The organism is Streptomyces sp. NPDC092045 (genome assembly GCF_044756005.1).
Taxonomy (GTDB): Bacteria; Actinomycetota; Actinomycetes; order Streptomycetales; family Streptomycetaceae; genus Streptomyces.
The window spans coordinates 141,666-165,288 of sequence record NZ_JBIVSC010000012.1 but is presented as its reverse complement, the minus strand read 5'-3'; the positions used below and the strand labels follow the sequence as shown (position 1 = coordinate 165,288).

Below are 23,623 nucleotides of genomic sequence, written 5' to 3'. Positions count from 1 at the left end.
GAGGTTGGGGAGGGGCGGGAGGAGCGGGCCGTACCTACTCTGGGAGGTACGGAGGTGACTCATGGGACGACGGCACCACTTCCACGTCGACCACCTCGGGCACTCGGTCTCCGTGACGGTGGAGACGGGGCACTCGGCGGTCGTCGACGTGCTCGTCGACGGCAAGGAGACCGCCCGGGCCGGGATCGGGCACGAGCGTCAGGTCGCCCTCCCGGTCGAGCTGCCGACCGACCCGCCGACGACGGCGACGGTACGGGTGGCGGCGGGCCCCGGCGTACCGCGCTGCCTGCTGGTCCCGGCGGACGGGGGAGATCCCCTGGTGATGGCACCGAGGGCGTACTGAGGGGCCGGGGCCGCGCGCGGACCTCTCGGGCCGTGTCGAGCGGCAGGGCCGTGGGGCGGGGCGGCCGCCTCAGGAGAGCCAGGCCATCCCGATGATCATGAAGACCACGAAGGCGATGGCACCGGCCACGGCGGCCGTCTTGCGGGGGCGGCGCCGGGAGAGCTCCGCGAGCCCGCCGGCCGGGGTCGGGCGCTCGCGCCGCCGGGAGGAGGGCGCGGCGGCCCTGGCCGTCGTCTGCGGGGCGGGAGCGGGGGCGGAGGCGCGCCGGGAGGCGGGGGCGGGGGCGCGGCGGGAGGCGGGCGCGGACCCGGCGGAGCGGCGCGGCCCCGGGGCGGACGGGGCCTGGTGGCGGGAGCGCCAGGCACCGGAGGAGAACCAGTCGGCGATGGCCTGCGCGGAGGGACGCTGCTCCGGCTGCTTGGCCAGCAGGCTCAGCAGGTACGACTCGAACTCGGCGGGCAGCGCGACCCCGAGGTGCGCGGGCGGCGCCGGCGGGGTGTCGATGTGCTGGTAGAGCAGGGCGGTCGCGGTGTCCGCGTTGAACGGGGGTCTTCCGGTCAGCAGTTGGTAGAGCACGCAGCCCAGCGAGTACACGTCCGACGCGGGCGAGGCGGGCTGCCCGAGGGCCCGCTCGGGCGCCAGGTAGAGCCCGGTGCCCACGATCTGACCGGTCGTCGTGAGCGCGGCCGAGGGGTCGTCGACGAAGCGGGCGATGCCGAAGTCGGCCAGCTTCACCGTCCCTTCGGCGTCGATGAGCAGGTTCCCCGGCTTGATGTCCCGGTGCACCACGCCCTGCCGGTGCGCGGCCGCGAGCCCGGCGGCGGCGTGCGCGGCGACGACGGCGACCCGCTCGGGCGGCAGGACCAGGGGGTCGGAGGGGCTTCCGGCGAGGCTGTCGCCCTCGACCAGCTCCATGACGAGGAACAGCTTCCCGTCCCACGTGCCGAAGTCGAAGACGCCCACCACGTGCGGGTGGCTCAGCCGGGCGGCGGTCTGCGCCTCCAGGCGGAACCGGTCGCCCGCGGAGGGGTCGGCCGCGTTCGCCAGCATCAGCTTCACGGCCACGGCCCGGCCGAGGACCTCGTCGGTGGCCTGCCACACCTCGCCCATGCCGCCCCGGCCGATACACACGTGAAGCCGATATCGGTCCGCGACCAGCACCTGGAGACCACCCTTTCGAAGATCGATCAACCTGACGGAAGGAAACCAGCGTAGAGCCGCGCGATCGCGCTCCTCGCCGCGCTCCCCCCGAACGCCCCCTCGGTGCACGACATGCGTGGTGCGGATGAACGCGAGGTGTCGGGGGCGGCTAGCATCGCGGCCCGTGGGGCCTTCGGGGCCCGCGAGGACCTGTGGCCTGCGAGGAACGGAGCGGATCGTGGCGCGACCGCGTATCGGCGTGGCGGTACTGACGATGGGCACGCGCCCGGCCGAACTGCGGGCGCTGCTCGACGCCGTGGCGGCCCAGGACGAGCCGGCCGCCCGGATCGTGGTCGTCGGCAACGGCACGGGAACGCTCCCGGAGCTGCCCGAGGGCGTGACCGGGGTCGAACTGCCCGAGAACCGGGGGGTGTCGGGCGGCCGGAACGTCGCGATCGAGACGCTCCGCTCCTTCGGCGACGTGGACGTGGTGGTGGACCTCGACGACGACGGCCTCCTCGTCGACCGGGACGTCTTCCGCCGCCTCGCGGACCTGTACGACGGGGACCCGGCGCTCGGCGTCGTCTCGTTCCGCATCGCGGACGAGACCGGCGAGACCCAGCGCCGCCACGTGCCCCGCCTCGGGGCGAAGGACCCGCTGCGCGGCGGCGAGGTGACGACCTTCCTGGGCGGCGGCCACGGCCTGTCGATGCGGATGCTCGACGCGATCGGCGGCTGGCCGGAGGAGTTCTTCTTCACCCACGAGGAGACGGACCTCGCCTGGCGGGCCCTGGACGCGGGCTGGAAGGTCGTCTACGAGCCGAAGCTCCTCCTCCAGCACCCGAGGACCAGCCCGGCCCGGCACGCCGTCTACTACCGCATGACGGCCCGCAACCGCGTCTGGCTGGCCAAGCGGAACCTCCCGGCCCTCCTCGTCCCCGTCTACCTCGGCGTCTGGACCCTCCTCACGGTGGCCCGCACCCGCTCGCTCCCGGGCCTCGGCGCCTGGTTCGCCGGCTTCGCCGAGGGCGTCCGCCGCCCGGCCGGCCCCCGCACCCCGATCCGCTGGTCGACGGTCCTGCGCATGACGCGGCTGGGGCGGCCGCCGGTGATCTAGCGGGGCCCGGGCGGGGCCGCGGCGTTCCGCACCGCGGCCCCCGCGGCACCGCCCGTCGAGAAGGACAACAGAAACAGGTCAGGCGGTCACTGTATCCAGTGACCGCCTGACCTGCTGTTTCGGCTGTCGGGGTGGCGGGATTTGAACCCACGACCTCTTCGTCCCGAACGAAGCGCGCTGCCAAGCTGCGCTACACCCCGATGTCGCTGCTCTGCGTGTTCACGTCGCGGCGACATCGATTACTTTAGCCCACGCGCGCGCTGAGGCGAAATCCGGTATCCGGGGGCGTCGCCCCGGGGTCAGGGGCGGGCCGTCAGGGTGAGGAGGGTGGCCTCCGGGGGGCAGGCGAAGCGGACCGGGGTGAAGCGGTTGGTGCCGCAGCCCGCCGAGACGTGCAGGTAGGACGTGCGGCTGCCGACCGTGTGGGTGGAGAGGCCCCGCGCCCGGTCCGTGTCCAGGTCGCAGTTGGTGACGAGCGCCCCGTAGAGGGGGACGCGGAGCTGGCCGCCGTGGGTGTGCCCGGCCAGGACCAGCTCGTACCCGTCCGCCGTGAAGGCGTCCAGGGAGCGCAGGTACGGGGCGTGGACCACGCCCACCGTGAAGTCGGCGTCCGGGTCCGGGCCGCCCGCCACCCGGGCGTACCGGTCGCGCTTGATGTGCGGGTCGTCCAGGCCGGTGAACGCCAGCTCGGCCCCCGACAGCTTCAGCCGGCCCCGGGTGTTGGTGAGGTCCACCCAGCCCGCCGCGTCGAAGGCGTCCCGCATCCCCTCCCAGGGGTTGTGGACGACGCCGACGGCCGGCTTGTTGCCGTTGAGGCCGTGGCGGCCCTGCGCCTTCTCCAGGAGGTAGCGGGCGGGGTTGCGCAGCTTGGGCCCGTAGTAGTCGTTGGAGCCGAAGACGTACACGCCCGGGAACTCCATCAGCGGCCCGAGCGCGTCCAGGACCTCCGGCACCGCCTCGGTGTCGGAGAGGTTGTCGCCGGTGTTGACGACGAGGTCCGGGCGGAGTCCGGCGAGCGACTGGAGCCAGGCCCGCTTCTTGCGCTGGCCGCTCACCATGTGGATGTCGGAGACCTGGAGGACCCGCAGGTCGCCCATGCCCCGGGGGAGCACCGGGACCGTCACCCGGCGGAGCCGGAAGGAGCGGGCCTCGAAGCCCGCCGCGTAGACGAGTCCGGCCGCGGCCGTCGCCGTGAGGCCTGCCGTGATCTTCAGGGGGATCCCGTACCGTGCGCGCATCCCCCCATCGTCGCAGACCCGTGCGGGGGAAATGCGCGGGCGGTCGGGGCGCGGCACCTGCCACACTTGGGTCATGACCACGCTCAAGGCGAAGCTCCAGGACGACCTCAACGCCGCGATCAGGGAGCGCGACGAACTGCGCTCCTCGACCCTGCGGCTGACCATCACCGCGATCACCAAGGAGGAGGTCGCGGGCAAGACCAAGCGCGAACTCTCCGACGACGAGGTGCAGAAGGTGATCGCGAAGGAGGCGAAGAAGCGCCGCGAGGCCGCGGACGCCTTCGAGCAGGGCGGTCGCCACGAGTCCGCCGAGCGCGAGCGGGCCGAGGGCGTCCTCCTGGACGCGTACCTGCCGAAGCAGCTCGGTGACGAGGAGCTCGACGGGATCGTCGCGGCGGCCGTCGAGGAGGCGAGGGCGGCGGGCGCCGAGGGTCCGCGCGCCATGGGCGCCGTCATGAAGATCGTGAACCCGAAGGTGGCCGGCCTGGCCGAGGGCGGCCGGGTCGCCGCCGCCGTGAAGAGGCTGCTCGCGGGCTGATCCCCGCCAGGAGTGCGAGAGAGGGCGCCCCCGTCGTGCGGGGGCGCCCTCTCTCGTGCGCTCGGAGGTCCACCGGTACGGGTACCGGCGCCGGTCTCAGTCGAAGATGCCCGGCGGGAGCGTGATCCCGGGGATGTTCGGCCGGCGGTCGCCGGGCTTGCCGTCGCGGGGCTTGTTCGGCTTGTTGGGCTTCCCGGGCTTGTTCGGGCCCTGGTCCCCCTCCTTCTCCTTGTCCTCGGGCGTCTCGGCCCGCGGCACGGAGACGGTGTTGAAGGACGGCGTCTCGCCGGCGTCCAGCGCGCCCGTCATCGCGACCTTCCAGATCGGACCGGGGAGGCAGCCGCCGCAGACCTTGGGGTAGTACTCGCCGCCGATGGTGATCTTGAACATCGACGTGTCCTTCTTGCCGATGTCGTCGCCCACCCAGACCGCGGTGGAGAGGTTCGGGGTGTAGCCGACGAACCAGGCGTCCATGCGGTCGTTGGTCGTACCGGTCTTGCCCGCGTTGTCGCGGTCGCTCAGACCGGCCTTCGTGCCGGTGCCGTCCTCGACGACGCCCTTCAGCATCTGGTTGATGGTGTCGGCGGTCCGGTCGCTCATCGCCCGCGTGCACTTCGTCTGCGGCACGTTGAGCTTGTCGCCGTTGGCGGCCTTGATCGACTCGATGGCGACCGGGGTGCAGTACAGGCCCCGGTTGGCGAAGGTCGCGTAGGCGGACGCCATCGACAGCGGGGTGCTGACCTCGCCGCCGAGGGTGATCGAGGGGTTCTCCTCGACCGGCTTGCCGTCACCGCGCTCGTAGCCCAGCTTCCGCGCCATCTGCACGGTCTCGCAGAGGCCGGTCTGCTGCTCCAGGAGCGCGAAGTAGGTGTTGATGGACTTGCCGAGCGCGCCCGTCATGTCCCAGGTGCCGGCCTCCTCCTCCAGCTCGTTCTGCAACTCCCACTTGTCGTAGCCGGTGGGGGAGCCCTTGCAGGTGCGGAAGGAGCTGTTCTCCAGCTCGATCTTCCACGGAGTGGTGTAGGTCTGGGCGGGGCTGATGCCCTTCTCCAGGGCCGCGGCGGCGGTGATCGGCTTGAAGGTCGAGCCGACCTGGAAGCCGTAGGTGCTGCCGCCCATCCGGTTGGCGACGCCGAGGTTGAGCGTCGTCTCGTGCTTCTTCGGGTCCAGGCCGTACGGGCGGGACTGGCCCATCGAGAGGATCTTGCCGGTGCCGGGCTGGACCTGCACCACCGAGGCGGCGACCGGGTCGTCCTTGTCGACCTTCGCGGTGGCGGCCTCGTTGGCGGCGGCCTGCGCGCGCGGGCTGAGCGTGGTCTTGACGGTGAGGCCGCCCAGGTTCCACAGCTTCTGGCGCTCCTCGGACGTCTTGCCGAAGACCGGGTCGGTGAGGATCGTCTTGCGGACGTAGTCGCAGAAGAAGCCGGCGCCGTGGACGGCGGTGATGCAGCCGTTCTTCGGGGTCTTCACCTTCAGCTTCAGCGGGGCGGCCTTCGCCTCGTCCGCCTCGGCCTGGCTGATGTCCTTCACGTCGGCCATCCGCTGGAGGACCACGTTGCGGCGCTTGGTCGCCTCTTCGACGTCGTTGATCGGGTCGTAGCGGCTGGGCGACTGGACGAGACCGGCCATCATCGCCGCCTCGCCGAGGCTCAGGTCGGCGGCGTGCTTGGAGAAGTACCGCTGCGAGGCGGCCTCGATGCCGTACGCCTGCTGCCCGAAGAACGTGATGTTGAGGTAGTTCTCCAGGATCTTCTTCTTGCCCAGCTCCTCCTCGACCTGGATCGCGAACTTCAGCTCGCGGACCTTGCGGCCGATGGTCTGCTGGGTGGCCTGCGCGACCTTCTCGGGGTCGTCGCCGGCCTCCTCGACGAAGACGTTCTTCACGTACTGCTGGGTGAGCGTCGACGCGCCCTCGGAGACCCCGCCGGACTGCGCGTTCCGGTTGATCGCGCGCAGCACGCCCTTGAGGTCGACCGCCCCGTGCTCGTAGAAGCGCCCGTCCTCGATCGCGACGATCGCCTTCTGCATGTACGGGGAGATCTTCTCGATCGGGACGACCGTCCGGTCCCGCGAGTACACCGTGGCGATCAGACCGCCCTCGGAGTCCAGGATCTTGGTGCGCTGACTCAGCGGCGGGGTCTTCAGATTGGAGGGGATCTCGTCGAACCCCTCGACCGTGCCCTTCGCGGCCAGCCCGAGTGCCCCGGCCGCGGGCAGGGCGATGCCTGCCAGCACGGCTCCGGCGAGCACACTGACACCGAGGAACTTGGCGGCCTGCTGGGTCCCGGTCAGACCACCGCCCGAGCGCTTCTTTGCCATGGGGGGCAGCCTAATCCGTAGACATGAGCGAACAGCGGGAGCGGGGGCCTCTCGGAGCGTTCGGGTACCGGACCGTGACATCCACGGGTGGTGCGGAGGCACCGGGCGCCCGCCTTCCCATTCGCCGGACAGGCGGACAGGCGTTGGCCTAAGCTGCTCACAACTGTCACAGCAGTGCGGTCCGTCAACAAGGCCCGGTTGTGACGGCGGCATGAATTTCCGTGTCCCCGAAACGCGGGAAGCTCGTGTCCGATTCCGGCTCATGCGTCACGCGGTGTCCGAAGTGACACCGCCGCGGAAGGGCATATCCGCGAGGTATGCCCTTTATCCCACGCATGTCCATCGATCACTCCCCTGGGTGATCTGACGCGCACGCATAGTCCGTTCGGGCCATTCAAGATTGGGCCCGAAGGGGGTGTTGCGCTGTGCCCACCTTCCGTAACGTCCCAACTGGCAGCGGTGAATATGCCGCTGCCGCCGTGGGGGAGCCTCGATTCGGGAGAGGACGGCGCCGGTATGGGCTGGGTAGCTGACTGGAGTGCGCAGGCGGCCTGCCGCACTACCGATCCGGATGAACTTTTCGTGCAGGGAGCGGCGCAGAACAGAGCGAAGGCGGTGTGCACCGGATGCCCGGTGCGGACCGAGTGCCTCGCCGACGCCCTCGACAACCGCGTGGAGTTCGGCGTGTGGGGCGGGATGACGGAGCGCGAGCGCCGCGCCCTGCTGCGCCGGAGACCGACCGTCACCTCGTGGCGCCGGCTCCTGGAGACCGCGCGCACGGAGTACGAGCGGGGAGCGGGCCTGCTGCCCGTGGCGATGGACGACGACGCGACGTACGAGGCGTACGCGGCGGTCGGCTGAACGCGCCGGGGCGCACGCCCCCGACACGGTGGGTACGACCGGCCGGAGGACGCGGCCGGCCGGAAACGGATCGCCGGAGGACGATCGGCCGGAGAACGGCCGGGGTCGGAGGGCGACCGCTCGGAGCGCGACGGCCGGAGAGTGACGGTCGGATCACGTCGCTCGGGGAGTGACGTCGGAGCGCGACCCGGAGACGGTGGCGGCGGGTTCAGGCCGAGGGCGTTCGCCCGCCCGTGAGCCGGTCACCGATGGCCCGCAGCCCGGCGAGGTCGTGCACATCGCCGGGCAGGGCGGCCACTTCCGCCACGGCCACCTCGGGGTGGCGCGCGGTGAAGCGGTCACGCGTGTGCCGCTCGCGCGCGAGGACCCGCATGCGCTCGGCGTGCAGACGCAGGAGCCCGGCGGTGAGGTGCCGTACGTCCACGTCGGTGGCGTCGGTGTCGTCGTTCCGTACGGCGGAGGCGTCGTCGTGCTGTGCGGCCGGGTCGGCTGTGGCTGTGGGGGCAGCCTCGGACCCGGCGGATACGGCAGGTGCGGCGGCGGTGGCGAGTTCGGAGGGCTCGGAGTCGGTGGCCGGGGAGCCACGCTCACCAGTCTTCCCGTCCCCCTGATCCACAATGCGGCCCTCGTCAAGATTTTCCGCGGCGGCCCGCGCCCGCTCCGCCGACAGGCCTGGGGCCCCGCTGCCGTGCACGCGGTTGAGGACGAGACCGGCCAGCGGCATCTCCTCGGCGGCCAGCCGCTCCACGAAGTACGCGGCCTCGCGCAGCGCGTCCCGCTCCGGCGTGGCCACCACCAGGAAGGCCGTGCCCGGCGCCTGGAGCAGCTTGTACGTGGCGTCCGCGCGGGTCCGGAAACCGCCGAACATCGTGTCCATCGCCGCCACGAACGTCTGCACGTCCTTGAGGAACTGACCCCCGAGCAGCTTTCCGAGCGTCCCCGTCATCATCGACATGCCGACGTTCAGGAACTTCATCCCGGCCCGGCCGCCCACCTTCGCCGGGGCCATGAGCAGCTTGATGAACTTCCCGTCCAGGAAGGACCCGAGCCGCTTCGGCGCGTCCAGGAAGTCCAGGGCGGACCGGGACGGCGGGGTGTCGACGACGATCAGGTCCCACTCCTCGCGCGCCCGCAGCTGGCCCAGCTTCTCCATCGCCATGTACTCCTGCGTACCGGCGAAGCCGGCCGACAGGGACTGGTAGAAGGGGTTCTCCAGGATCGCCCGGGCCCGCCCGGCGTCCGCGTGCGCCTCGACGATCTCGTCGAAGGTCCGCTTCATGTCGAGCATCATCGCGTGCAGCTCGCCGCCGTCGGAGCCCTTGATGCCCTCCACCCTGCGCGGGGTGTTGTCGAGGGAGTCGATCCCCATCGACTGCGCGAGGCGGCGGGCCGGGTCGATGGTGAGGACGACGACGCGCCGCCCGCGCTCCGCCGCCCGCACGCCGAGTGCCGCCGCCGTGGTCGTCTTGCCGACCCCGCCCGCGCCGCAGCAGACGATGATGCGGGTGCCCCGGTCGTCGAGCAGCGGGTCCAGCTCCAGGGCGGGAGCGGTGTCGAGCCCCCCGGCGGCCCGGGCGGCGCCGGGCCCGTCGGAGGGCGGGACGGGGGCCGCGTCGATCCCGTCGGCGGCCGGGACGGGAGCCGCGCCGGGCCCGTCGGCGGTCCCGCCCGCGCCGGCGGTCGCAGTCTTCTCCGTCACGCGCCCACCCCTTGCCTCCGCAGTTCCTTCGCCAGCCGGTAGAGCCCCGCGATGTCTCCCCCGTCCCCCAGGTACGGAAGCTCGTACGCGGGGACGCCGATGCCGTCCAGGACGGCGCGCTGCGCCCGCTCCAGCTCCACCCGCCGGGCGTGCTCGGCCGCCTGGTCGAGGAGCGGCTCGACGAGCCGCGCGGAGCCCGTGACGCCGACGGAGGCCAGGGTCTTCGCGATCGCCTTCCGGTGGTCGCCGGAGGCGGCGCGTACCGCCGCGGCGTCGAGGACGTGCGGCCGGACCATGTTCACCACGACCCGCCCCACCGGCAGTTCGGCCGCGCGGAGCTCCTCGATGCCGTCCGCCGTCTCCTGGACCGGCATCTCCTCCAGGAGGGTCACCAGGTGGACCGCCGTCTCGGGGGACTTGAGGACCCGCATGACGGCCTGCGCCTGGTTGTGTATCGGGCCGATCCTGGCCAGGCCGGCCACCTCGTCGTTGACGTTGAGGAAGCGGGTGATGCGGCCGGTGGGCGGCGCGTCCATGACCACGTGGTCGTAGGTCGGGCGGCCGTCCTTCTCCCGCCGCCGGACCGCCTCGCACGCCTTGCCGGTCAGCAGGACGTCCCGTACGCCCGGCGCTATCGTCGTCGCGAAGTCGATCGCGCCGAGCTTCTTCAGGGCCCGTCCCGCGCTGCCCAGTTTGTAGAACATCTGGAGGTAGTCGAGGAGCGCGCGCTCGGCGTCGATCGCCAGCGCGAACACCTCCCCGCCGCCCGGGGCGACGGCGATCTTGCGCTCCTCGTACGGAAGCGCCTCCGTCTCGAAGAGCTGTGCGATGCCCTGCCTGCCTTCGACCTCGACGAGGAGGGTCCGCTTCCCCTCCGTCGCGAGGGCGAGGGCGAGGGCGGCGGCGACCGTCGTCTTACCGGTACCGCCCTTGCCGCTGACGACCTGGAGCCTGCTCACGCTGTCGAGCCTAACCACTGGCGGCCGCGCCCAATCAGGAGGCCGCCCCCGAGAAGCTCCCTAGGGGGCGCCTCGGGGACGCGGCGGGAGTCCTTCCGGCGAGCCGGCCGGCGGGACGTCCGGGAGGCCGCCGGGAGAGCCGCCTCGGAGAAGCGCCCCGCGGCAGCGGATACAGTCGGGCCCATGACCAAGTGGGAGTACGTCACGGTGCCGCTTCTGGTGCACGCGACCAAGCAGATTCTGGACACCTGGGGCGAGGACGGCTGGGAGCTCGTCCAGGTCGTGCCCGGGCCGAACAACCCCGAGCAGCTCGTGGCCTACCTGAAGCGGCCCAAGTCGTGAGCGGGGCCGTCGAGGCGAAGCTCGCCGAGCTGGGCCTGACCCTGCCGGAGGTCGTCCCTCCGCTGGCCACGTACCAGCCGGCCGTGCAGTCGGGCGTCTACGTCCACACCTCGGGCCAGCTCCCGATGGTGGCGGGCAAGCTCCCGGTGACCGGCAAGGTCGGCGCCGAGGTCACCGCCGAGGAGGCCAAGCAGCTCGCCGCCACGTGCGCGCTCAACGCCCTCGCGGCCGTGAAGTCGGTCGCCGGTGACCTCGACCGCGTCAAGCGCGTCGTGAAGGTCGTCGGCTTCGTCGCCTCCGCCGCCGACTTCACCGGGCAGCCGGGCGTCGTCAACGGTGCCAGCGAGCTGCTCGGCGCCGTCCTCGGCGAGAAGGGCGTGCACGCGCGCAGCGCCGTCGGCGTGGCCGTGCTGCCGCTCGACGCGCCGGTCGAGGTCGAGATCCAGGTCGAGCTGACCGAGGCCTGACCGCCCCTCGCGCCGCAGGCAGGCGCGCGAAGGCCGACCACGGCAGGCGCGCGGGGAGCAGAGGCACGCGCGCGTGGGCAGGCTGCGGTACGCGCGCGTGCAGGCCGCAGTACGCGCAGGAAGGCCGGCCGGCCCCACCGGGGCGGCCGGCCTTCGCGCGTCGCGGGCCCCGCGCACCGGCTCGCCCTCGTGCATTCCTGCGCTTGCGCATAGCATCCGGCCATGTCGAATGGTCAGTCGAAGCAGTCGAACGGTCAGTGGTACCCGCCGGAGTGGCCCGACCGCATCCGCGCCCTCGCCGCCGGTGAGCTGACCCCGGTGGCGCCCCGGCGCGCCGCCACCGTCCTGCTCCTCCGCGACGGTGCCGCCGGGCCCGACGTCCACATGCTGCGCCGCCGCACCTCGATGGCCTTCGCGGGCGGCGCGTACGCCTATCCCGGCGGCGGCGTCGACCCGCGCGACGAGCACCCGGTGCGCTGGGCGGGCCCCTCCCGGGAGACCTGGGCGGCCCGGCTCGGCCTCGACGACCCCGCGCAGGCCCAGGCCGTGGTCTGCGCCGCCGTGCGCGAGACGTACGAGGAGGCGGGCGTGCTGCTCGCCGGGGAGACCGAGGACGGGGTCGTCGGGGACACCACGGGCGAGGAGTGGGAGCGGGACCGGGAGGCGCTCGTCGCCCGCGAGCTGTCCTTCGCGGACTTCCTCGACCGGCGCGGTCTCGTCCTGCGCTCCGACCTGCTCGGCGCCTGGGCCCGCTGGATCACGCCGGAGTTCGAGCGGCGCCGGTACGACACCTGGTTCTTCGTGGCCGCCCTCCCGGCCGGGCAGCGCACCCGGAACGCCTCCACCGAGGCCGACCGCACGGTCTGGATCCGTCCGGCGGAGGCCGCCGCCGGCTACGACCGGGGCGAGCTCCTGATGATGCCGCCGACGATCTCCACCCTGCGCACCCTGGAGCCGTACGGGACGGCCGCCGAGGCCCTCGCGGCGGCGGAGGCGCAGGACCTGGCCCCCGTGCTCGCCCGGGCCCGCCTGGAGGGCGAGGAGCTGGTCCTGAGCTGGCCGGGCCACGAGGAGTTCACCAAGATCATCCCCTCCGGCGGTGCGCGATGAGCGACGCCGCCGCCCTGCCCGGGCAGCCGCGCGGGCTCGTGGTCACCGGGCCCGCGACCGACCGCGCCGTGAACGTCCTGGCGCCCAACCCGTCTGCGATGACCCTCGACGGCACCAACACCTGGCTGCTCTCCGAGCCCGGCTCGGACCTGGCGGTCGTCGTCGACCCCGGCCCGCTCGACGAGGACCACCTGCGGAACGTGATCGACACCGCCGGGAAGCTCGGCAAGCGCGTCGCGCTCACCCTGCTCACCCACGGCCACCCGGACCACGCGGAGGGCGCGGGGCGCTTCGCCGAGCTGACCCGGACGCCCGTGCGGGCCCTCGACCCGGCGCTCCGGCTCGGCGACGAGGGGCTCGGCGAGGGGGACGTGGTGACGGTCGGCGGCCTGGAGCTGCGTGTCGTCCCGACGCCCGGCCACACCTCGGACTCGCTCTCCTTCCACCTGCCCGCCGACCGGGCGGTCCTGACCGGCGACACGATCCTGGGGCGCGGGACGACGATGGTCGCGCACCCGGACGGGCGCCTCGGGGACTACCTGGACTCGCTGCGGCGGCTGCGCTCGCTGACCGTCGACGACGGGGTGCGCACCGTCCTGCCGGGCCACGGGCCGGTCCTGGAGGACGCACAGGGCGCCGTGGAGTTCTACCTCGCGCACCGGGCGAGCCGGCTCGCCCAGGTCGAGACGGCGGCCGAGAACGGCCTCCGCACGGCGGCGGAGGTCGTCGCCCACGTGTACGCGGACGTGGACCGCTCCCTGTGGCCGGCGGCCGAGCTGTCGGTGCGGGCGCAGCTGGAGTACCTGCGGGGGCGCGGACTGATCTGACCGGCGCCCCGGAACGGGTCCGGGCCCGGCAGCGGAGGCCGGGGCGCGGTTGCCGGGAGGCGGCATGGCCCGGCGGGCACGCCATGCTTTACGGTCCCTTTACGTCCGTTGTTCTCGGCCATCGTTCCACCGGGGGGATTTCTCGTGTTCGTCCTGGCCATTCTTCTGCTCATAGCGGCGGTGGTGCTCTACTTCGTGGGGCGCTCCCTGGACCGCACCGGCCTCCGCCTCGGCGCGCTGGGCGCGCTGATCGCCGCCCTCCTCGCGGGCGTCACCAGCGTCGTCCACGTGGTCGGCGCGTACGAGGTGGGCGTGCCGGTGACCTTCGGCAAGGTGGGTTCGCCCATGACGCCCGGCGTGAACGTCATCTCGCCGTTCACCACGGTCACCTCCTTCTCCACCCGCCCGGTGGACCTGAACCTGTCCGACCAGGACGTGGTCGAGGTCCGTTCCTCGCAGGGCGGTGTGATGGAGGCCGAGGTGACCGTGAAGTGGGCGGTCGCGCCGTCCAAGGCCGTGGAGCTGTACCGGCTCGCCGGCAGCGAGTCCGCCATCCAGCAGCGGCTGGTCTTCCCGGACAGCCGGGAGATCGTCCGCAACGTCTTCGCCCGCCACACCAGCGAGGAGGGCTACAGCTCCGCCCGCGAGAAGATCAACGCGGAGATCGCCACGCTGGTCAAGGAGCGCCTGGCCCCGCGCGGCATCGACGTGACCACCGTCAACCTGCGCAACGTGAAGCCGTCCAAGGCGCTGCAGGACCAGATCGACCGCAAGATCCAGCAGCAGCAGGCGACCGAGCGCGCCCTGGAGGCCGCCCGCACCGCCAAGGCCGAGTCCGACCGGCGCCGGATCGAGGCGGAGGGCATCGCCCGCGCCAACAAGATCCTCAACGACTCGCTGACGGACAAGGTCCTGATGAACCAGTGCATCGACGCCTTCAAGGAGGCGGCGGCGGCGAACCCGGTCTACACCGTGCCCTGCGCCAACGGCGGGTCCGCCCCGGTGATCGTGGACGGCACGAAGCGCTGATCCGGTAGCACGCGCGTACGTACGCGGAAGGCCGCCCCCGGGAGCCGGGGGCGGCCTTCTCCGCGTGTACGCGCGTGCGTACCTCCCGCGCTTACCGCGAGCGCTTCGCGAGGCGCTCCACGTCGAGGAGAATCACGGCGCGGGCCTCCAGGCGCAGCCAGCCGCGCTGGGCGAAGTCCGCGAGCGCCTTGTTGACCGTCTCGCGGGAGGCGCCGACGAGCTGGGCCAGCTCCTCCTGGGTGAGGTCGTGGACGACGTGGATGCCCTCCTCCGACTGGACGCCGAAGCGGCGCGACAGGTCGAGGAGCGCGCGGGCGACACGGCCCGGCACGTCGGAGAAGACCAGGTCGGACATCTGGTCGTTGGTCTTGCGCAGGCGGCGGGCGACCGCGCGCAGCAGCGCGGTGGCCACCTCGGGGCGGGCGTTCAGCCAGGGCTGGAGGTCGCCGTGGCCCAGGCCGAGCAGCTTGACCTCGGTCAGCGCCGTCGCGGTGGCGGTGCGCGGGCCCGGGTCGAAGAGGGACAGCTCGCCGATGAGCTCGCCGGGGCCGAGGACGGCCAGCATGTTCTCGCGGCCGTCGGGGGAGGTGCGGTGCAGCTTCACCTTGCCCTCGGTGACCACGTACAGGCGGTCGCCGGGGTCGCCCTCGTGGAAGAGCGCGTCGCCACGGGCGAGCGTCGCCTCACTCATCGAGGCGCGCAGCTCGGCAGCCTGCTCGTCATCGAGCGCCGCGAAGAGCGGGGCGCGCCGCAGAACGTCGTCCACGAGTTCTCTCCATACTGTCGACCTGCTCACGGGATCCGGATCCCATGATGCCGGACGTACAAAACAGTGCGATCAATCACAACAAGTTTGACGCACCGTGCCGCACTTCCGTACGTCAGGGGCCCGATCGGGGGCTGATCGGCCGTGCCCGGGGCAGATGTCGGTGGCGGCCCCTAGGCTGGCCGCGTGTCCAACTCGCCGGTGAGAGCGCAGGCCAAGGGGGCTGTAAGAGTGTCGGCCGAAAGTAATTCCGCCGTGGGCGAACAGGGTGCGTCGAAACGGGTGAAGGCGACAAATCGGAAGTCTTCGCCCGAGCCGGGACGCGCCGCCGGAGCCCGTCCGGCCCGCGCCGCCCAGCAGGGGACGCGCCGCGCGGCCGCGCCGGAGAAGCCCCGCGCCGCCAAGCCCGAGTCGCGGCTCGCGATGGTGCGCCGGGCGCGGCGGATCAACCGCGAGCTGGCCGAGGTCTATCCGTACGCCCACCCGGAGCTCGACTTCCGCAACCCCTTCGAACTGCTCGTCGCCACGGTCCTCTCGGCCCAGACCACCGACCTGCGGGTCAACCAGACCACCCCCGCCCTCTTCGCGAAGTACCCCACGCCCGAGGACCTCGCCGCCGCCGTGCCCGAGGAGGTCGAGGAGCTGATCCGGCCGACCGGCTTCTTCCGCGCCAAGACGAAGTCGATCATGGGCCTCTCCGCCGCCCTCCGGGACGACTTCGGGGGCGAGGTCCCCGGCCGCCTGGAGGACCTGGTCAAGCTCCCCGGCGTCGGCCGCAAGACCGCCTTCGTCGTCCTCGGCAACGCCTTCGGGGTCCCCGGCATCACCGTCGACACCCACTTCATGCGCCTCGCCCGGCGCTGGAGGTGGACCGAGTCCGACGACCCGGTGAAGATCGAGGCCGAGGTCGCCACGATCTTCCCGAAGAGCGAGTGGACCATGCTCTCGCACCGGGTGATCTTCCACGGCCGCCGCATCTGCCACGCCCGCAAGCCCGCGTGCGGCGCCTGCCCGATCACCCACCTCTGCCCGTCGTACGGGGAGGGCGAGACCGATCCCGAGAAGGCGGCGAAGCTGCTCAAGTACGAGAAGGGCGGCTTCCCCGGCCAGCGGCTCAACCCGCCGCCCGACTACCCGGGCCGCCCGGCGGCGCCCCTGGGCGCGGGCGGCTGAGCCCGACGCCCCCCGCCGGGGCGCGGGCCCCGGGAACGATCCCGTCCATCCATCGCGTTGTGAACCAACGGGGGTGCCTATGACGCGCACGGAAGAAGAGACCCAGGGGCACGGAGCCCACGGGCCCGAGCCACGCGGGTACGGGGCCGGCGGCTTCGGCACCGGCGGCCTCGTCAGCCGCGACGGCCTGCCCGCCTGGCTCGCCCCCGTCGACCGGGCCGCCCTCACCGTCCGGCCCGAGCAGCTGAGCCGTTTCCTGCCGCCCGCGAGCGGCGACGGGCGCCAGTCCGCCGTCCTCGTCCTCTTCGGCGAGGGCGAGCGGGGCCCCGAGCTGCTCCTCATGGAGCGCGCCGGCACCCTCCGCTCGCACGCCGGACAGCCCTCCTTCCCCGGCGGCGCCCTCGACCCCGAGGACGGCGACCCCGAGGACGGCGGACTGCTGCGCGCCGCCCTGCGCGAGGCCCGGGAGGAGACCGGGCTCGACCCCGCCGGCGTCCAGCTCTTCGGCGTGCTGCCCCGGCTCTACATCCCGGTCAGCCGCTTCGTCGTCACCCCGGTCCTCGGCTGGTGGCGCGCCCCGAGCCCGGTCGACGCCGTCGACCCCGGAGAGACCGCCCGCGTCTTCACCGTCCCCGTGGCGGATCTCACGGACCCGGAGAACCGCGCGACCAGCGTCCACCCCAGTGGCCACAAAGGTCCGGCGTTCCTGGTGGAATCCGCCCTGGTCTGGGGTTTCACGGCCGGGGTGATCGACCGGATCCTCCACTTCGCCGGCTGGGAGCTGCCCTGGGACAGGTCCAGACAGGTCCCGCTCGACTGGCGCTCATGACAGGCTGACCCCGGGGCGACCGGAAACGAATCTGCGAGGCTATTGACGGTGAACGTGCTGGACATCTTGTTGCTGCTCGCCGCCGTGTGGTTCGCGATCATCGGTTACCGCCAGGGGTTCGTGGTCGGCATCCTCTCGGTGATCGGCTTCCTCGGCGGCGGTCTCGTCGCCGTCCTGCTGCTTCCGGTCCTCTGGAACGAACTCACCGACAACAGCGAGGTCTCGACCACGGCGACGGTCGTCTTCGTGATGGTGGTCATCGTCTGCGCCTCCGTCGGCCAGGCCTTCACCACCCACCTCGGCAACAAGCTGCGCCGGCACATCACCTGGTCGCCCGCGCGCGCCCTCGACGCCACGGGCGGCGCCCTGGTCAACGTCGTCGCGATGCTGCTCGTGGCCTGGCTGATCGGCTCGCTCATCGCCAACACCTCGATGCCCACCCTGGGCAAGGAGGTGCGGAGCTCCAGGGTCCTGCTCGGCCTGGAGCGGGTGATGCCGGAACAGGCGTCCGGCTGGTTCGCCGACTTCCGCTCCACCCTGGCCCGCAGCGGCTTCCCGCCGGTCTTCAGCCCCTTCGTCAACGAGCCCATCACCCCGGTCACGCCCCCCGACCCGGCGCTCGCCGACAGCCCGGTCGCCGCCCGCGCCCAGCGCTCCATCGTGAAGGTCGTCGGCACCGCGCAGAGCTGCGGCAAGGTCCTCGAAGGCACCGGCTTCGTCTTCGCCGAGCGCCGCATCATGACCAACGCCCACGTCGTCGGCGGCGTCGACGAGCCGACCGTCCAGATAGGCGGCGAAGGCAGGCTCTACGACGCCAAGGTCGTCCTCTACGACTGGCAGCGCGACATCGCCGTCCTGGACGTGCCGGACCTCAAGGCCACCCCGCTCGTCTTCGCCGACGAGGACGCCCGCAGCGGCGACGGCGCGATCGTCGCCGGCTTCCCGGAGAACGGCGCGTACGACGTGCGCTCGGCGCGCGTCCGGGGCCGCATCAGCGCCGACGGCCCCGACATCTACAGCCGCGGCCAGGTCAACAGGGACGTGTACTCGCTCTACGCGACGGTCCGTCAGGGAAACTCCGGCGGCCCGCTCCTCACCGAGGACGGCGAGGTGTACGGCGTGATCTTCGCCCGCTCCCGCGACGACGCGAACACGGGCTACGCCCTGACGGCCGACGAGGTCCGCGGGGACGTCGAGCGCGGCCTGGCGGCCAACCAGCAGGTCGACACCCAGGGCTGCGCCCTCTGACGTTCCCGCGCGCTCCCCGTACTTCCCCCGGACGTCCTTCCCGGAGGGTCCTCTTCCGGAAGGTCAGCCGCGGGGATGCCTGAGCCGGGCCGAGACCCAGCGGGCCCGGCGGCGCAGGATGCGAGAGATCCCCACCCCCTGCACGGCGTGCGTACGGCCCGGCTCCGGAGGTCCACCCCTTTCGAGGGGTCCCGGTCCGGCGGCCGAGCCGCGGTCGCGTGCCGTCGTGTCACCGTAGTCGTGCGTCCAGCCCATACCCGGACGTCTGCCCGTGCCCCAAGGTCGGTAATCTCCCCGGAGCCCGCCAATCGGAGTATGCGCGAGGCACATGGCCGTCCGGGGCAACTCCGTTCGCCGAACAGGAGCCCGACGGCGCGTCAGCGGTCCCGCCGGGGCGCGCGACGGCCCGTCAGCGGTCCGGTTCGGGGTCCTTCAGCCAGTTGACGAGCTCCGCGGTGAAGGCCGTCGGGTCCTCCTCGTGGGGGAAGTGCCCGAGGCCGTCGAAGAGCCGCCAGCGGTACGGCGCCTCCACGTACTCGCCCGAACCGGCCGCGCTGCGGGTCCGCATCACCGGGTCCAGGGAGCCGTGCAGATGGAGCGTCGGCACCCGCACCGGCCGCTTCATGCGCCGGTTGAACTGGATGCCGTCCGGGCGGGCGAGCGACCGCACCATCCAGCGGTACGGCTCGATCGAGCAGTGCGCCGTCGAGGGGACGAGCATCGCCCGCCGGTACACCTCGACCGCCTCCGCGTCGGCGACCGGCCGCGGCCCCGACCAGTCCCGGATCAATTCCCCGACGAGCGCGGCGTCGTCCGCGACGAGCCGGCGCTCCGGCAGCCACGGCCGCTGGAAGCCCCAGACGTGCGAGCCGGCCCGCGACTGGGAGAGGTCGGAGAGCATCGCCGAGCGCCAGCGGCGCGGGTGCGGCATCGAGGAGACCACGAGCCGGCGCACCAGCTTGGGCCGCATCACGGCCGCCGTCCAGGCCAGATAGCCGCCCAGGTCGTGCCCGACGAGCGCCGCGTCCGGCTCGCCGAGCGAGCGGACGACGCCGGTGATGTCGAGGGCCAGGTTGGCGGGGTCGTAGCCCCGGGGCGTGCGGTCGCTGCCGCCGACCCCGCGCAGGTCCATCGCGACGGCCCGGAACCCGGCCTCGGCGAGCGCGGGGAGCTGGTGGCGCCAGGTCCACCAGAACTGCGGGAAGCCGTGCAGGAGCAGCACCAGCGGCCCGTCGCCCATCTCGGCGATGTGGAAGCGGGCGCCGTTGGCGGCCACGTCCCGGTGGGTCCACGGCCCGTCGAGCCGTACGGGTCCGCCGACGACGGTGCTGCTCTCGGGAAGGGTCATACGGACGAGCGTGCCACAACGGTGCCCTTGTCCAGGTCGAGGGAGCCCTTGACCAGTGCCTTGGGCGCCTCGGGACGCGGGTGCGGCTTGACGTTCTGGACGATCGCGGCCGTCTGCTTGGCCGACGCGATGGACTTCTCCGGCGGCTTGACCTTCTTGAACTTGGAGTACGCCAGGAGGCCGAGGAGCCCCGCGAGCAGCACGTTCGCCGTGAAGGAGAGCAGGAAGCACCAGACGAGGTTCCAGCCCCCGTTGCCGTTGTGCCCGCCGGTCCAGGTGTTGATGGCGTACGCGAGAGCGAAGCTCAGCATCGGCAGCGAGAACAGCAGCACCACGCCGGCCGCGACGCCCGCCGCGCTGCCGATCGCGCCGCGCTTGACGTCCTGCCGGATCTCGGCCTTGGCCAGGGCGATCTCGTCGTGCACCAGTGCCGACATCTCGGCGGTCGCCGAGGCGACCAGCTGGCCGAGGCTCGGCTCGCCCTTGTCGTACAGGTCGCTCATCGCTGCTCCCTCTCCTCGTCTACGGTCCGACTCAGATCATGCCGGACGGTCGGCCTCCTTGCTCGACGCCCCCGCCACTTGGGCGCGCTGTCGGTGTTCGGCGGCCTTCCTCTCGTGGATCTCCGCCATCCGGAGGTGGTATTCCGGGCTGTTCTCCTCGTAGATGTCCGGGATGCCGTCCTCGTCCTCGTCGCGCTCCTCGTTCGCGTAGAGCGCGCTGTACTTCCGCACCCGCAGCTTCAGCAGGACGGCGGCGAGGACCGCGGCGACGAGCGAGCCCGTCAGGACGGCGGCCTTCACCTGGTCGGTGAGGGCCGGGTCGTCGGTGAAGGCGAGTTCGCCGATGAGGAGCGAGACGGTGAAGCCGATCCCGGCGAGGGTGGCGAGGGCGAAGACGTCCGGCCAGGACAGGTCGGGATTGAGCTCGGCCCGGGTGAAGCGGGCGGTGAGCCAGGTGCCGCCGAAGATGCCGACGGCCTTGCCGACGACGAGGCCGAGGACGACGCCGAGGGTGACCGGCTGGGTGAAGACGTCCCCGAGGGACTTGCCGGAGACGGCGACGCCGGCGGAGAAGAGGGCGAACAGCGGCACCGCGACACCGGCCGAGAACGGGCGGACCAGGTGCTCGATGTGCTCGCCGGGGGAGTGCTCCTCGCCCTCCCGGACGGTGCAGCGCAGCATCAGGCCCATGGCGACGCCGGCGATGGTGGCGTGGACGCCGCTGTTGTACATCAGGCCCCAGATCACCAGGGCGAGCGGCACGTACACGTACCAGCCGCGGACCTCCTTGCGGAGCAGCAGCCAGAAGAGGGCGAGCCCGGCGAAGGCGCCGCCGAGCGCGGCGAAGTTCAGGTCCGAGGTGAAGAAGACCGCGATGATCAGGATGGCGAAGAGGTCGTCGACGACGGCGAGGGTGAGGAGGAAGGCGCGCAGCGCGGACGGCAGCGAGGTGCCGATCACGGCGAGGACGGCGAGCGCGAAGGCGATGTCGGTGGCGGTGGGGACGGCCCAGCCGTCGAGCGAGCCGTCGCCGAGGACGTTGACCAGGGTGTAGACGAGGGCGGGCGCGGCCATGCCGCAGAGCGCGGCGACGACGGGGAGCGCGGTGGCCCGGGGGTCGCGCAGCTCGCCCGCGACGAGTTCGCGCTTGAGCTCGACGCCGGCGACGAAGAAGAAGACCGCGAGGAGGCCGTCGGCCGCCCAGTGCTCGACGGAGAGGTCGAGGCCGAGGGCGGCGGGGCCGAAGTGGGCGTCACGGACGGACTCGTAGCTGTCGCTCAGCGGGGTGTTCGCCCAGATCAGGGCGGTGACGGCGGCGAGGAGGAGCAGCATGCCGCCGACGGTCTCGGTACGCAGGGCGTCGGCGAGGTAGCGGCGCTCGGGAAGGGGCAGCAGACCGAGGAACTTGCGGTCGGTGGGCGCGGACATGCGGGAGACCTCCGTCGGGCGGGCAGGGCGAAGCACATGCCGACCAGACTTCCCGGCGCACCTGGGTCTTTCTGTCGCGTTTCTGACGCGACCCACACCATACCCAAGGAGGCGGTGGGGCATCCGGCGAGAAGCAGCCTATGAAGTTTCTCCCGTTTCGTCCCCTCGGGAGCCTCGGGAGCCTCGGGAGCCCCGGGGGACGTACGGGTACGCGGGAACGCCCGCCCCGGATGGTGCCTTCCGGGGCGGGCGCCACGTCGTACCGACTGCGGTTCAGTCCTCGCTGGAGGCGGCCGGCAGCTGGGTCTGGATGAGCGACATGACCGAGGAGTCGGTCAGCGTGGTGACGTCGCCCAGCTCCCGGTTCTCGGCGACGTCGCGGAGCAGACGGCGCATGATCTTGCCCGAGCGGGTCTTCGGCAGCTCCGCCACCGGCAGGATCCGCTTCGGCTTGGCGATCGGGCCGAGGGTCGCGCCGACGTGGTTGCGCAGCTCGGCGACGAGGCCCTCGTCCTGGCTGGCGGTGCCGCGCAGGATCACGAAGGCGACGATCGCCTGGCCGGTCGTCTCGTCGGCGGCGCCGACGACGGCCGCCTCGGCGACGGCCGGGTGGGAGACGAGGGCCGACTCGACCTCGGTCGTCGAGATGTTGTGGCCCGAGACGAGCATGACGTCGTCGACCCGGCCGAGCAGCCAGATGTCGCCGTCCTCGTCCTTCTTGGCGCCGTCGCCCGCGAAGTACTTGCCCTCGAAGCGGGACCAGTACGTGTCGATGTAGCGCTGGTCGTCGCCCCAGATGGTGCGGAGCATCGACGGCCAGGGCTCGGTGAGGACCAGGTAGCCGCCCCCGCCGTTCGGCACCTCGTTGGCCTCGTCGTCCACGACGGTGGCGGAGATGCCCGGCAGCGGGCGCTGGGCGGAGCCCGGCTTGGTCTCGGTGACGCCCGGCAGCGGCGAGATCATCATCGCGCCGGTCTCGGTCTGCCACCAGGTGTCCACGATCGGGGTCCTGCCGGCGCCGATGTGCTCGCGGTACCAGACCCAGGCCTCGGGGTTGATCGGCTCGCCGACCGAGCCGAGGACCCGCAGGCTCGACAGGTCGAACTTCGCGGGGATGTCGTCGCCCCACTTCATGAACGTGCGGATCGCGGTCGGCGCCGTGTAGAGGATCGTGACGCCGTACTTCTGCACGATCTCCCAGAACCGGCCCTGGTGCGGGGTGTCCGGGGTGCCCTCGTACATGACCTGCGTCGCGCCGTTGGCCAGCGGGCCGTAGACGATGTACGAGTGCCCGGTGACCCAGCCGATGTCGGCGGTGCACCAGTAGACGTCGCTCTCCGGCTTGAGGTCGAAGACGGCGTTGTGGGTGTAGGCGGCCTGGGTGAGGTAGCCGCCGGAGGTGTGCAGGATGCCCTTCGGCTTCCCTGTGGTGCCCGAGGTGTAGAGGATGAAGAGCGGGTGCTCCGCTCCGAACGCCTCCGGGGTGTGCTCGGCGGACTGGCGGGCGACGATGTCGTCCCACCACACGTCGCGGCCCTCGGTGAAGGCGGTGTCCTGGCCCGTGCGGCGGACCACGAGGACGTGCTCGACCTGCGGACACTTGGCGACGGCCTCGTCGATGGCCGGCTTGAGGGCGCTCGGCTTGCCGCGCCGGTAGCCGCCGTCGGCGGTCACGACCAGCTTGGCGTCGGCGTCCTGGATGCGGGAGGCCACGGCGTCGGCCGAGAAGCCGCCGAAGACCACCGAGTGGGCGGCGCCGACGCGGGCGCAGGCCAGCATCGTGATGGCCGCCTCGGGGATCATCGGCAGGTAGACGGCGACCCGGTCGCCCTTGCGGACGCCCAGTTCGGTCAGCGCGTTGGCCGCCTTGGAGACCTCGTCCTTGAGCTCGGCGTAGGTGATCGCGCGGCTGTCGCCCGGCTCGCCCTCGAAGTGGATGGCGACCCGGTCGCCGTGCCCGGCCTCGACGTGCCGGTCGACGCAGTTGTACGCCACGTTCAGCTCGCCGTCCGCGAACCACTTGGCGAACGGCGGGTTCGACCAGTCCAGGGTCTCGGTCGGCTCGGTGGCCCAGGTCAGCCGCTTGGCCTGCTCGGCCCAGAAGCCCAGACGGTCCGCCTTGGCCTGCTCGTACGCCTCCGCCGTCACATTGGCGTCCGCCGCCAGCTCGGCGGGGGGCGCGAAGCGGCGCTCCTCGCGAAGCAGATTGGCCAGGCTTTCGTTGCTCACGACATCTCCCTTTCCCAGGGCGTCCTCTGTGCGTATGTGTCCCGCGTCATAGCTCATCAGTCAGATGCCCGGGTGACAAGAGCATCCGGGCAATTGGTTTAGACCTGTGG

Annotated in this window: 23 protein-coding genes and 1 tRNA gene; 12 read left to right on the top strand and 12 right to left on the bottom strand. The window is 72.3% G+C overall.

What is annotated here, in order from left to right; translation table 11 throughout:
* Positions 1-61 precede the first annotated feature (61 nt).
* Positions 62-343: a hypothetical protein gene (locus tag ACIQKA_RS24770; protein WP_383150166.1), complete on the top strand. Its 282-nt coding sequence runs from the start codon at positions 62-64 to the stop codon at positions 341-343.
* A 69-nt stretch (positions 344-412) separates the two neighbouring features.
* Here ACIQKA_RS24770 and ACIQKA_RS24765 read toward each other — a convergent pair whose 3' ends face one another.
* Positions 413-1,504: a protein kinase domain-containing protein gene (locus ACIQKA_RS24765; RefSeq protein ID WP_383434678.1), complete on the bottom strand. Its 1,092-nt coding sequence runs from the start codon at positions 1,502-1,504 to the stop codon at positions 413-415.
* A 217-nt stretch (positions 1,505-1,721) separates the two neighbouring features.
* Here ACIQKA_RS24765 and ACIQKA_RS24760 point away from each other — a divergent pair, with 217 nt between their 5' ends.
* Positions 1,722-2,600 (top strand): glycosyltransferase family 2 protein, encoded by an 879-nt coding sequence (locus tag ACIQKA_RS24760; protein ID WP_383150170.1) that lies wholly within the window; start codon positions 1,722-1,724, stop codon positions 2,598-2,600.
* Positions 2,601-2,726: 126 nt separating this feature from the next.
* Here ACIQKA_RS24760 and ACIQKA_RS24755 read toward each other — a convergent pair.
* Both ACIQKA_RS24755 and ACIQKA_RS24750 read right to left on the bottom strand, forming a co-directional pair.
* Positions 2,727-2,800, bottom strand: a tRNA-Pro gene (locus ACIQKA_RS24755).
* A 99-nt stretch (positions 2,801-2,899) separates the two neighbouring features.
* Positions 2,900-3,838, bottom strand: coding sequence for a metallophosphoesterase (locus ACIQKA_RS24750; protein WP_383150172.1), 939 nt, complete (start codon positions 3,836-3,838; stop codon positions 2,900-2,902).
* Positions 3,839-3,911: 73 nt separating this feature from the next.
* Between ACIQKA_RS24750 and ACIQKA_RS24745 the strand changes: the two genes are divergently transcribed.
* The gene (locus ACIQKA_RS24745; RefSeq protein WP_383150173.1) at positions 3,912-4,376 is read left to right on the top strand and encodes a GatB/YqeY domain-containing protein; all 465 of its coding nucleotides are present in this window, start codon (positions 3,912-3,914) and stop codon (positions 4,374-4,376) included.
* Between the two features lie 96 nt (positions 4,377-4,472).
* Here the strand turns inward: ACIQKA_RS24745 and ACIQKA_RS24740 are convergent, their stop codons facing one another.
* The gene (locus tag ACIQKA_RS24740) at positions 4,473-6,695 is read right to left on the bottom strand and encodes a transglycosylase domain-containing protein (protein ID WP_402542410.1); all 2,223 of its coding nucleotides are present in this window, start codon (positions 6,693-6,695) and stop codon (positions 4,473-4,475) included.
* 516 nt (positions 6,696-7,211) lie between these two features.
* On the opposite strand from ACIQKA_RS24740, the gene ACIQKA_RS24735 reads away from it, so the two are divergent.
* Positions 7,212-7,556 (top strand): WhiB family transcriptional regulator, encoded by a 345-nt coding sequence (locus ACIQKA_RS24735; protein WP_030206027.1) that lies wholly within the window; start codon positions 7,212-7,214, stop codon positions 7,554-7,556.
* Between the two features lie 208 nt (positions 7,557-7,764).
* Here ACIQKA_RS24735 and ACIQKA_RS24730 read toward each other — a convergent pair whose 3' ends face one another.
* The gene (locus tag ACIQKA_RS24730; protein WP_402542419.1) at positions 7,765-9,096 is read right to left on the bottom strand and encodes an ArsA family ATPase; all 1,332 of its coding nucleotides are present in this window, start codon (positions 9,094-9,096) and stop codon (positions 7,765-7,767) included.
* A gap of 155 nt (positions 9,097-9,251) precedes the next feature.
* Complete coding sequence (locus tag ACIQKA_RS24725) at positions 9,252-10,214, bottom strand: ArsA family ATPase (RefSeq protein WP_383434673.1); 963 nt, start codon at positions 10,212-10,214, stop codon at positions 9,252-9,254.
* A gap of 183 nt (positions 10,215-10,397) precedes the next feature.
* Between ACIQKA_RS24725 and ACIQKA_RS24720 the strand changes: the two genes are divergently transcribed.
* The 5 genes from ACIQKA_RS24720 (at position 10,398) to ACIQKA_RS24700 (ending at position 13,989) form a co-directional block, all read left to right on the top strand.
* Complete coding sequence (locus ACIQKA_RS24720) at positions 10,398-10,556, top strand: DUF4177 domain-containing protein (RefSeq protein ID WP_106969341.1); 159 nt, start codon at positions 10,398-10,400, stop codon at positions 10,554-10,556.
* Positions 10,553-11,023 carry a RidA family protein gene (locus ACIQKA_RS24715; protein ID WP_383434670.1) on the top strand — a complete coding sequence of 157 codons (471 nt, stop codon included), beginning with the start codon at positions 10,553-10,555 and terminating at the stop codon, positions 11,021-11,023. The genes ACIQKA_RS24720 and ACIQKA_RS24715 overlap by 4 nt, the downstream gene beginning before the upstream one ends.
* Before the next feature lie 222 nt (positions 11,024-11,245).
* Positions 11,246-12,133, top strand: coding sequence for an NUDIX hydrolase (locus ACIQKA_RS24710; RefSeq protein ID WP_402542409.1), 888 nt, complete (start codon positions 11,246-11,248; stop codon positions 12,131-12,133).
* Complete coding sequence (locus ACIQKA_RS24705) at positions 12,130-12,960, top strand: MBL fold metallo-hydrolase (protein WP_402542408.1); 831 nt, start codon at positions 12,130-12,132, stop codon at positions 12,958-12,960. Before ACIQKA_RS24710 ends, ACIQKA_RS24705 begins: the two co-directional genes overlap by 4 nt.
* A 144-nt stretch (positions 12,961-13,104) precedes the next feature.
* Positions 13,105-13,989 carry a prohibitin family protein gene (locus ACIQKA_RS24700; RefSeq protein WP_383150185.1) on the top strand — a complete coding sequence of 295 codons (885 nt, stop codon included), beginning with the start codon at positions 13,105-13,107 and terminating at the stop codon, positions 13,987-13,989.
* Between the two features lie 91 nt (positions 13,990-14,080).
* Here the strand turns inward: ACIQKA_RS24700 and ACIQKA_RS24695 are convergent, their stop codons facing one another.
* The gene (locus ACIQKA_RS24695) at positions 14,081-14,755 is read right to left on the bottom strand and encodes a Crp/Fnr family transcriptional regulator (RefSeq protein ID WP_015034542.1); all 675 of its coding nucleotides are present in this window, start codon (positions 14,753-14,755) and stop codon (positions 14,081-14,083) included.
* A gap of 231 nt (positions 14,756-14,986) precedes the next feature.
* On the opposite strand from ACIQKA_RS24695, the gene nth reads away from it, so the two are divergent.
* From nth to ACIQKA_RS24680, 3 genes are all read left to right on the top strand, one after another.
* Positions 14,987-15,928, top strand: coding sequence for an endonuclease III (nth, locus tag ACIQKA_RS24690; RefSeq protein ID WP_383150187.1), 942 nt, complete (start codon positions 14,987-14,989; stop codon positions 15,926-15,928).
* A gap of 79 nt (positions 15,929-16,007) precedes the next feature.
* Entirely contained in the window at positions 16,008-16,757 is a 750-nt protein-coding gene (locus ACIQKA_RS24685) for an NUDIX hydrolase (protein WP_383150188.1), read from the top strand.
* Positions 16,758-16,805: 48 nt separating this feature from the next.
* The gene (locus ACIQKA_RS24680; protein ID WP_376246670.1) at positions 16,806-18,005 is read left to right on the top strand and encodes a MarP family serine protease; all 1,200 of its coding nucleotides are present in this window, start codon (positions 16,806-16,808) and stop codon (positions 18,003-18,005) included.
* Positions 18,006-18,068: 63 nt separating this feature from the next.
* On the opposite strand, the gene ACIQKA_RS24675 is transcribed toward ACIQKA_RS24680, so the two are convergent.
* From ACIQKA_RS24675 to acs, 5 genes are all read right to left on the bottom strand, one after another.
* Positions 18,069-18,260, bottom strand: a complete 192-nt coding sequence (locus ACIQKA_RS24675; RefSeq protein WP_376246666.1) for a hypothetical protein — start codon at positions 18,258-18,260, stop codon at positions 18,069-18,071.
* A 154-nt stretch (positions 18,261-18,414) separates the two neighbouring features.
* Positions 18,415-19,353, bottom strand: coding sequence for an alpha/beta fold hydrolase (locus ACIQKA_RS24670; protein WP_402542406.1), 939 nt, complete (start codon positions 19,351-19,353; stop codon positions 18,415-18,417).
* Positions 19,350-19,856: a phage holin family protein gene (locus ACIQKA_RS24665; RefSeq protein WP_383150194.1), complete on the bottom strand. Its 507-nt coding sequence runs from the start codon at positions 19,854-19,856 to the stop codon at positions 19,350-19,352. Before ACIQKA_RS24665 ends, ACIQKA_RS24670 begins: the two co-directional genes overlap by 4 nt.
* 36 nt (positions 19,857-19,892) lie before the next feature.
* Positions 19,893-21,284 (bottom strand): Na+/H+ antiporter NhaA, encoded by a 1,392-nt coding sequence (nhaA, locus tag ACIQKA_RS24660; protein WP_402542405.1) that lies wholly within the window; start codon positions 21,282-21,284, stop codon positions 19,893-19,895.
* Positions 21,285-21,557: 273 nt separating this feature from the next.
* Positions 21,558-23,513 (bottom strand): acetate--CoA ligase, encoded by a 1,956-nt coding sequence (gene acs / locus ACIQKA_RS24655; RefSeq protein WP_383150197.1) that lies wholly within the window; start codon positions 23,511-23,513, stop codon positions 21,558-21,560.
* Positions 23,514-23,623: the final 110 nt, after the last annotated feature.

Coding starts and splice junctions, on each gene's coding strand:
- ACIQKA_RS24770 (WP_383150166.1), top strand. CDS start 62: ATGGGACGACGGCACCACTTCCACGTCGACCACCTCGGGCACTCGGTC.
- ACIQKA_RS24750 (WP_383150172.1), bottom strand. CDS start 3,838: ATGCGCGCACGGTACGGGATCCCCCTGAAGATCACGGCAGGCCTCACG.
- ACIQKA_RS24745 (WP_383150173.1), top strand. CDS start 3,912: ATGACCACGCTCAAGGCGAAGCTCCAGGACGACCTCAACGCCGCGATC.
- ACIQKA_RS24740 (WP_402542410.1), bottom strand. CDS start 6,695: ATGGCAAAGAAGCGCTCGGGCGGTGGTCTGACCGGGACCCAGCAGGCC.
- ACIQKA_RS24735 (WP_030206027.1), top strand. CDS start 7,212: ATGGGCTGGGTAGCTGACTGGAGTGCGCAGGCGGCCTGCCGCACTACC.
- ACIQKA_RS24720 (WP_106969341.1), top strand. CDS start 10,398: ATGACCAAGTGGGAGTACGTCACGGTGCCGCTTCTGGTGCACGCGACC.
- ACIQKA_RS24710 (WP_402542409.1), top strand. CDS start 11,246: ATGTCGAATGGTCAGTCGAAGCAGTCGAACGGTCAGTGGTACCCGCCG.
- ACIQKA_RS24705 (WP_402542408.1), top strand. CDS start 12,130: ATGAGCGACGCCGCCGCCCTGCCCGGGCAGCCGCGCGGGCTCGTGGTC.
- ACIQKA_RS24685 (WP_383150188.1), top strand. CDS start 16,008: ATGACGCGCACGGAAGAAGAGACCCAGGGGCACGGAGCCCACGGGCCC.
- ACIQKA_RS24675 (WP_376246666.1), bottom strand. CDS start 18,260: ATGGGCTGGACGCACGACTACGGTGACACGACGGCACGCGACCGCGGC.
- ACIQKA_RS24670 (WP_402542406.1), bottom strand. CDS start 19,353: ATGACCCTTCCCGAGAGCAGCACCGTCGTCGGCGGACCCGTACGGCTC.
- ACIQKA_RS24665 (WP_383150194.1), bottom strand. CDS start 19,856: ATGAGCGACCTGTACGACAAGGGCGAGCCGAGCCTCGGCCAGCTGGTC.
- nhaA (WP_402542405.1), bottom strand. CDS start 21,284: ATGTCCGCGCCCACCGACCGCAAGTTCCTCGGTCTGCTGCCCCTTCCC.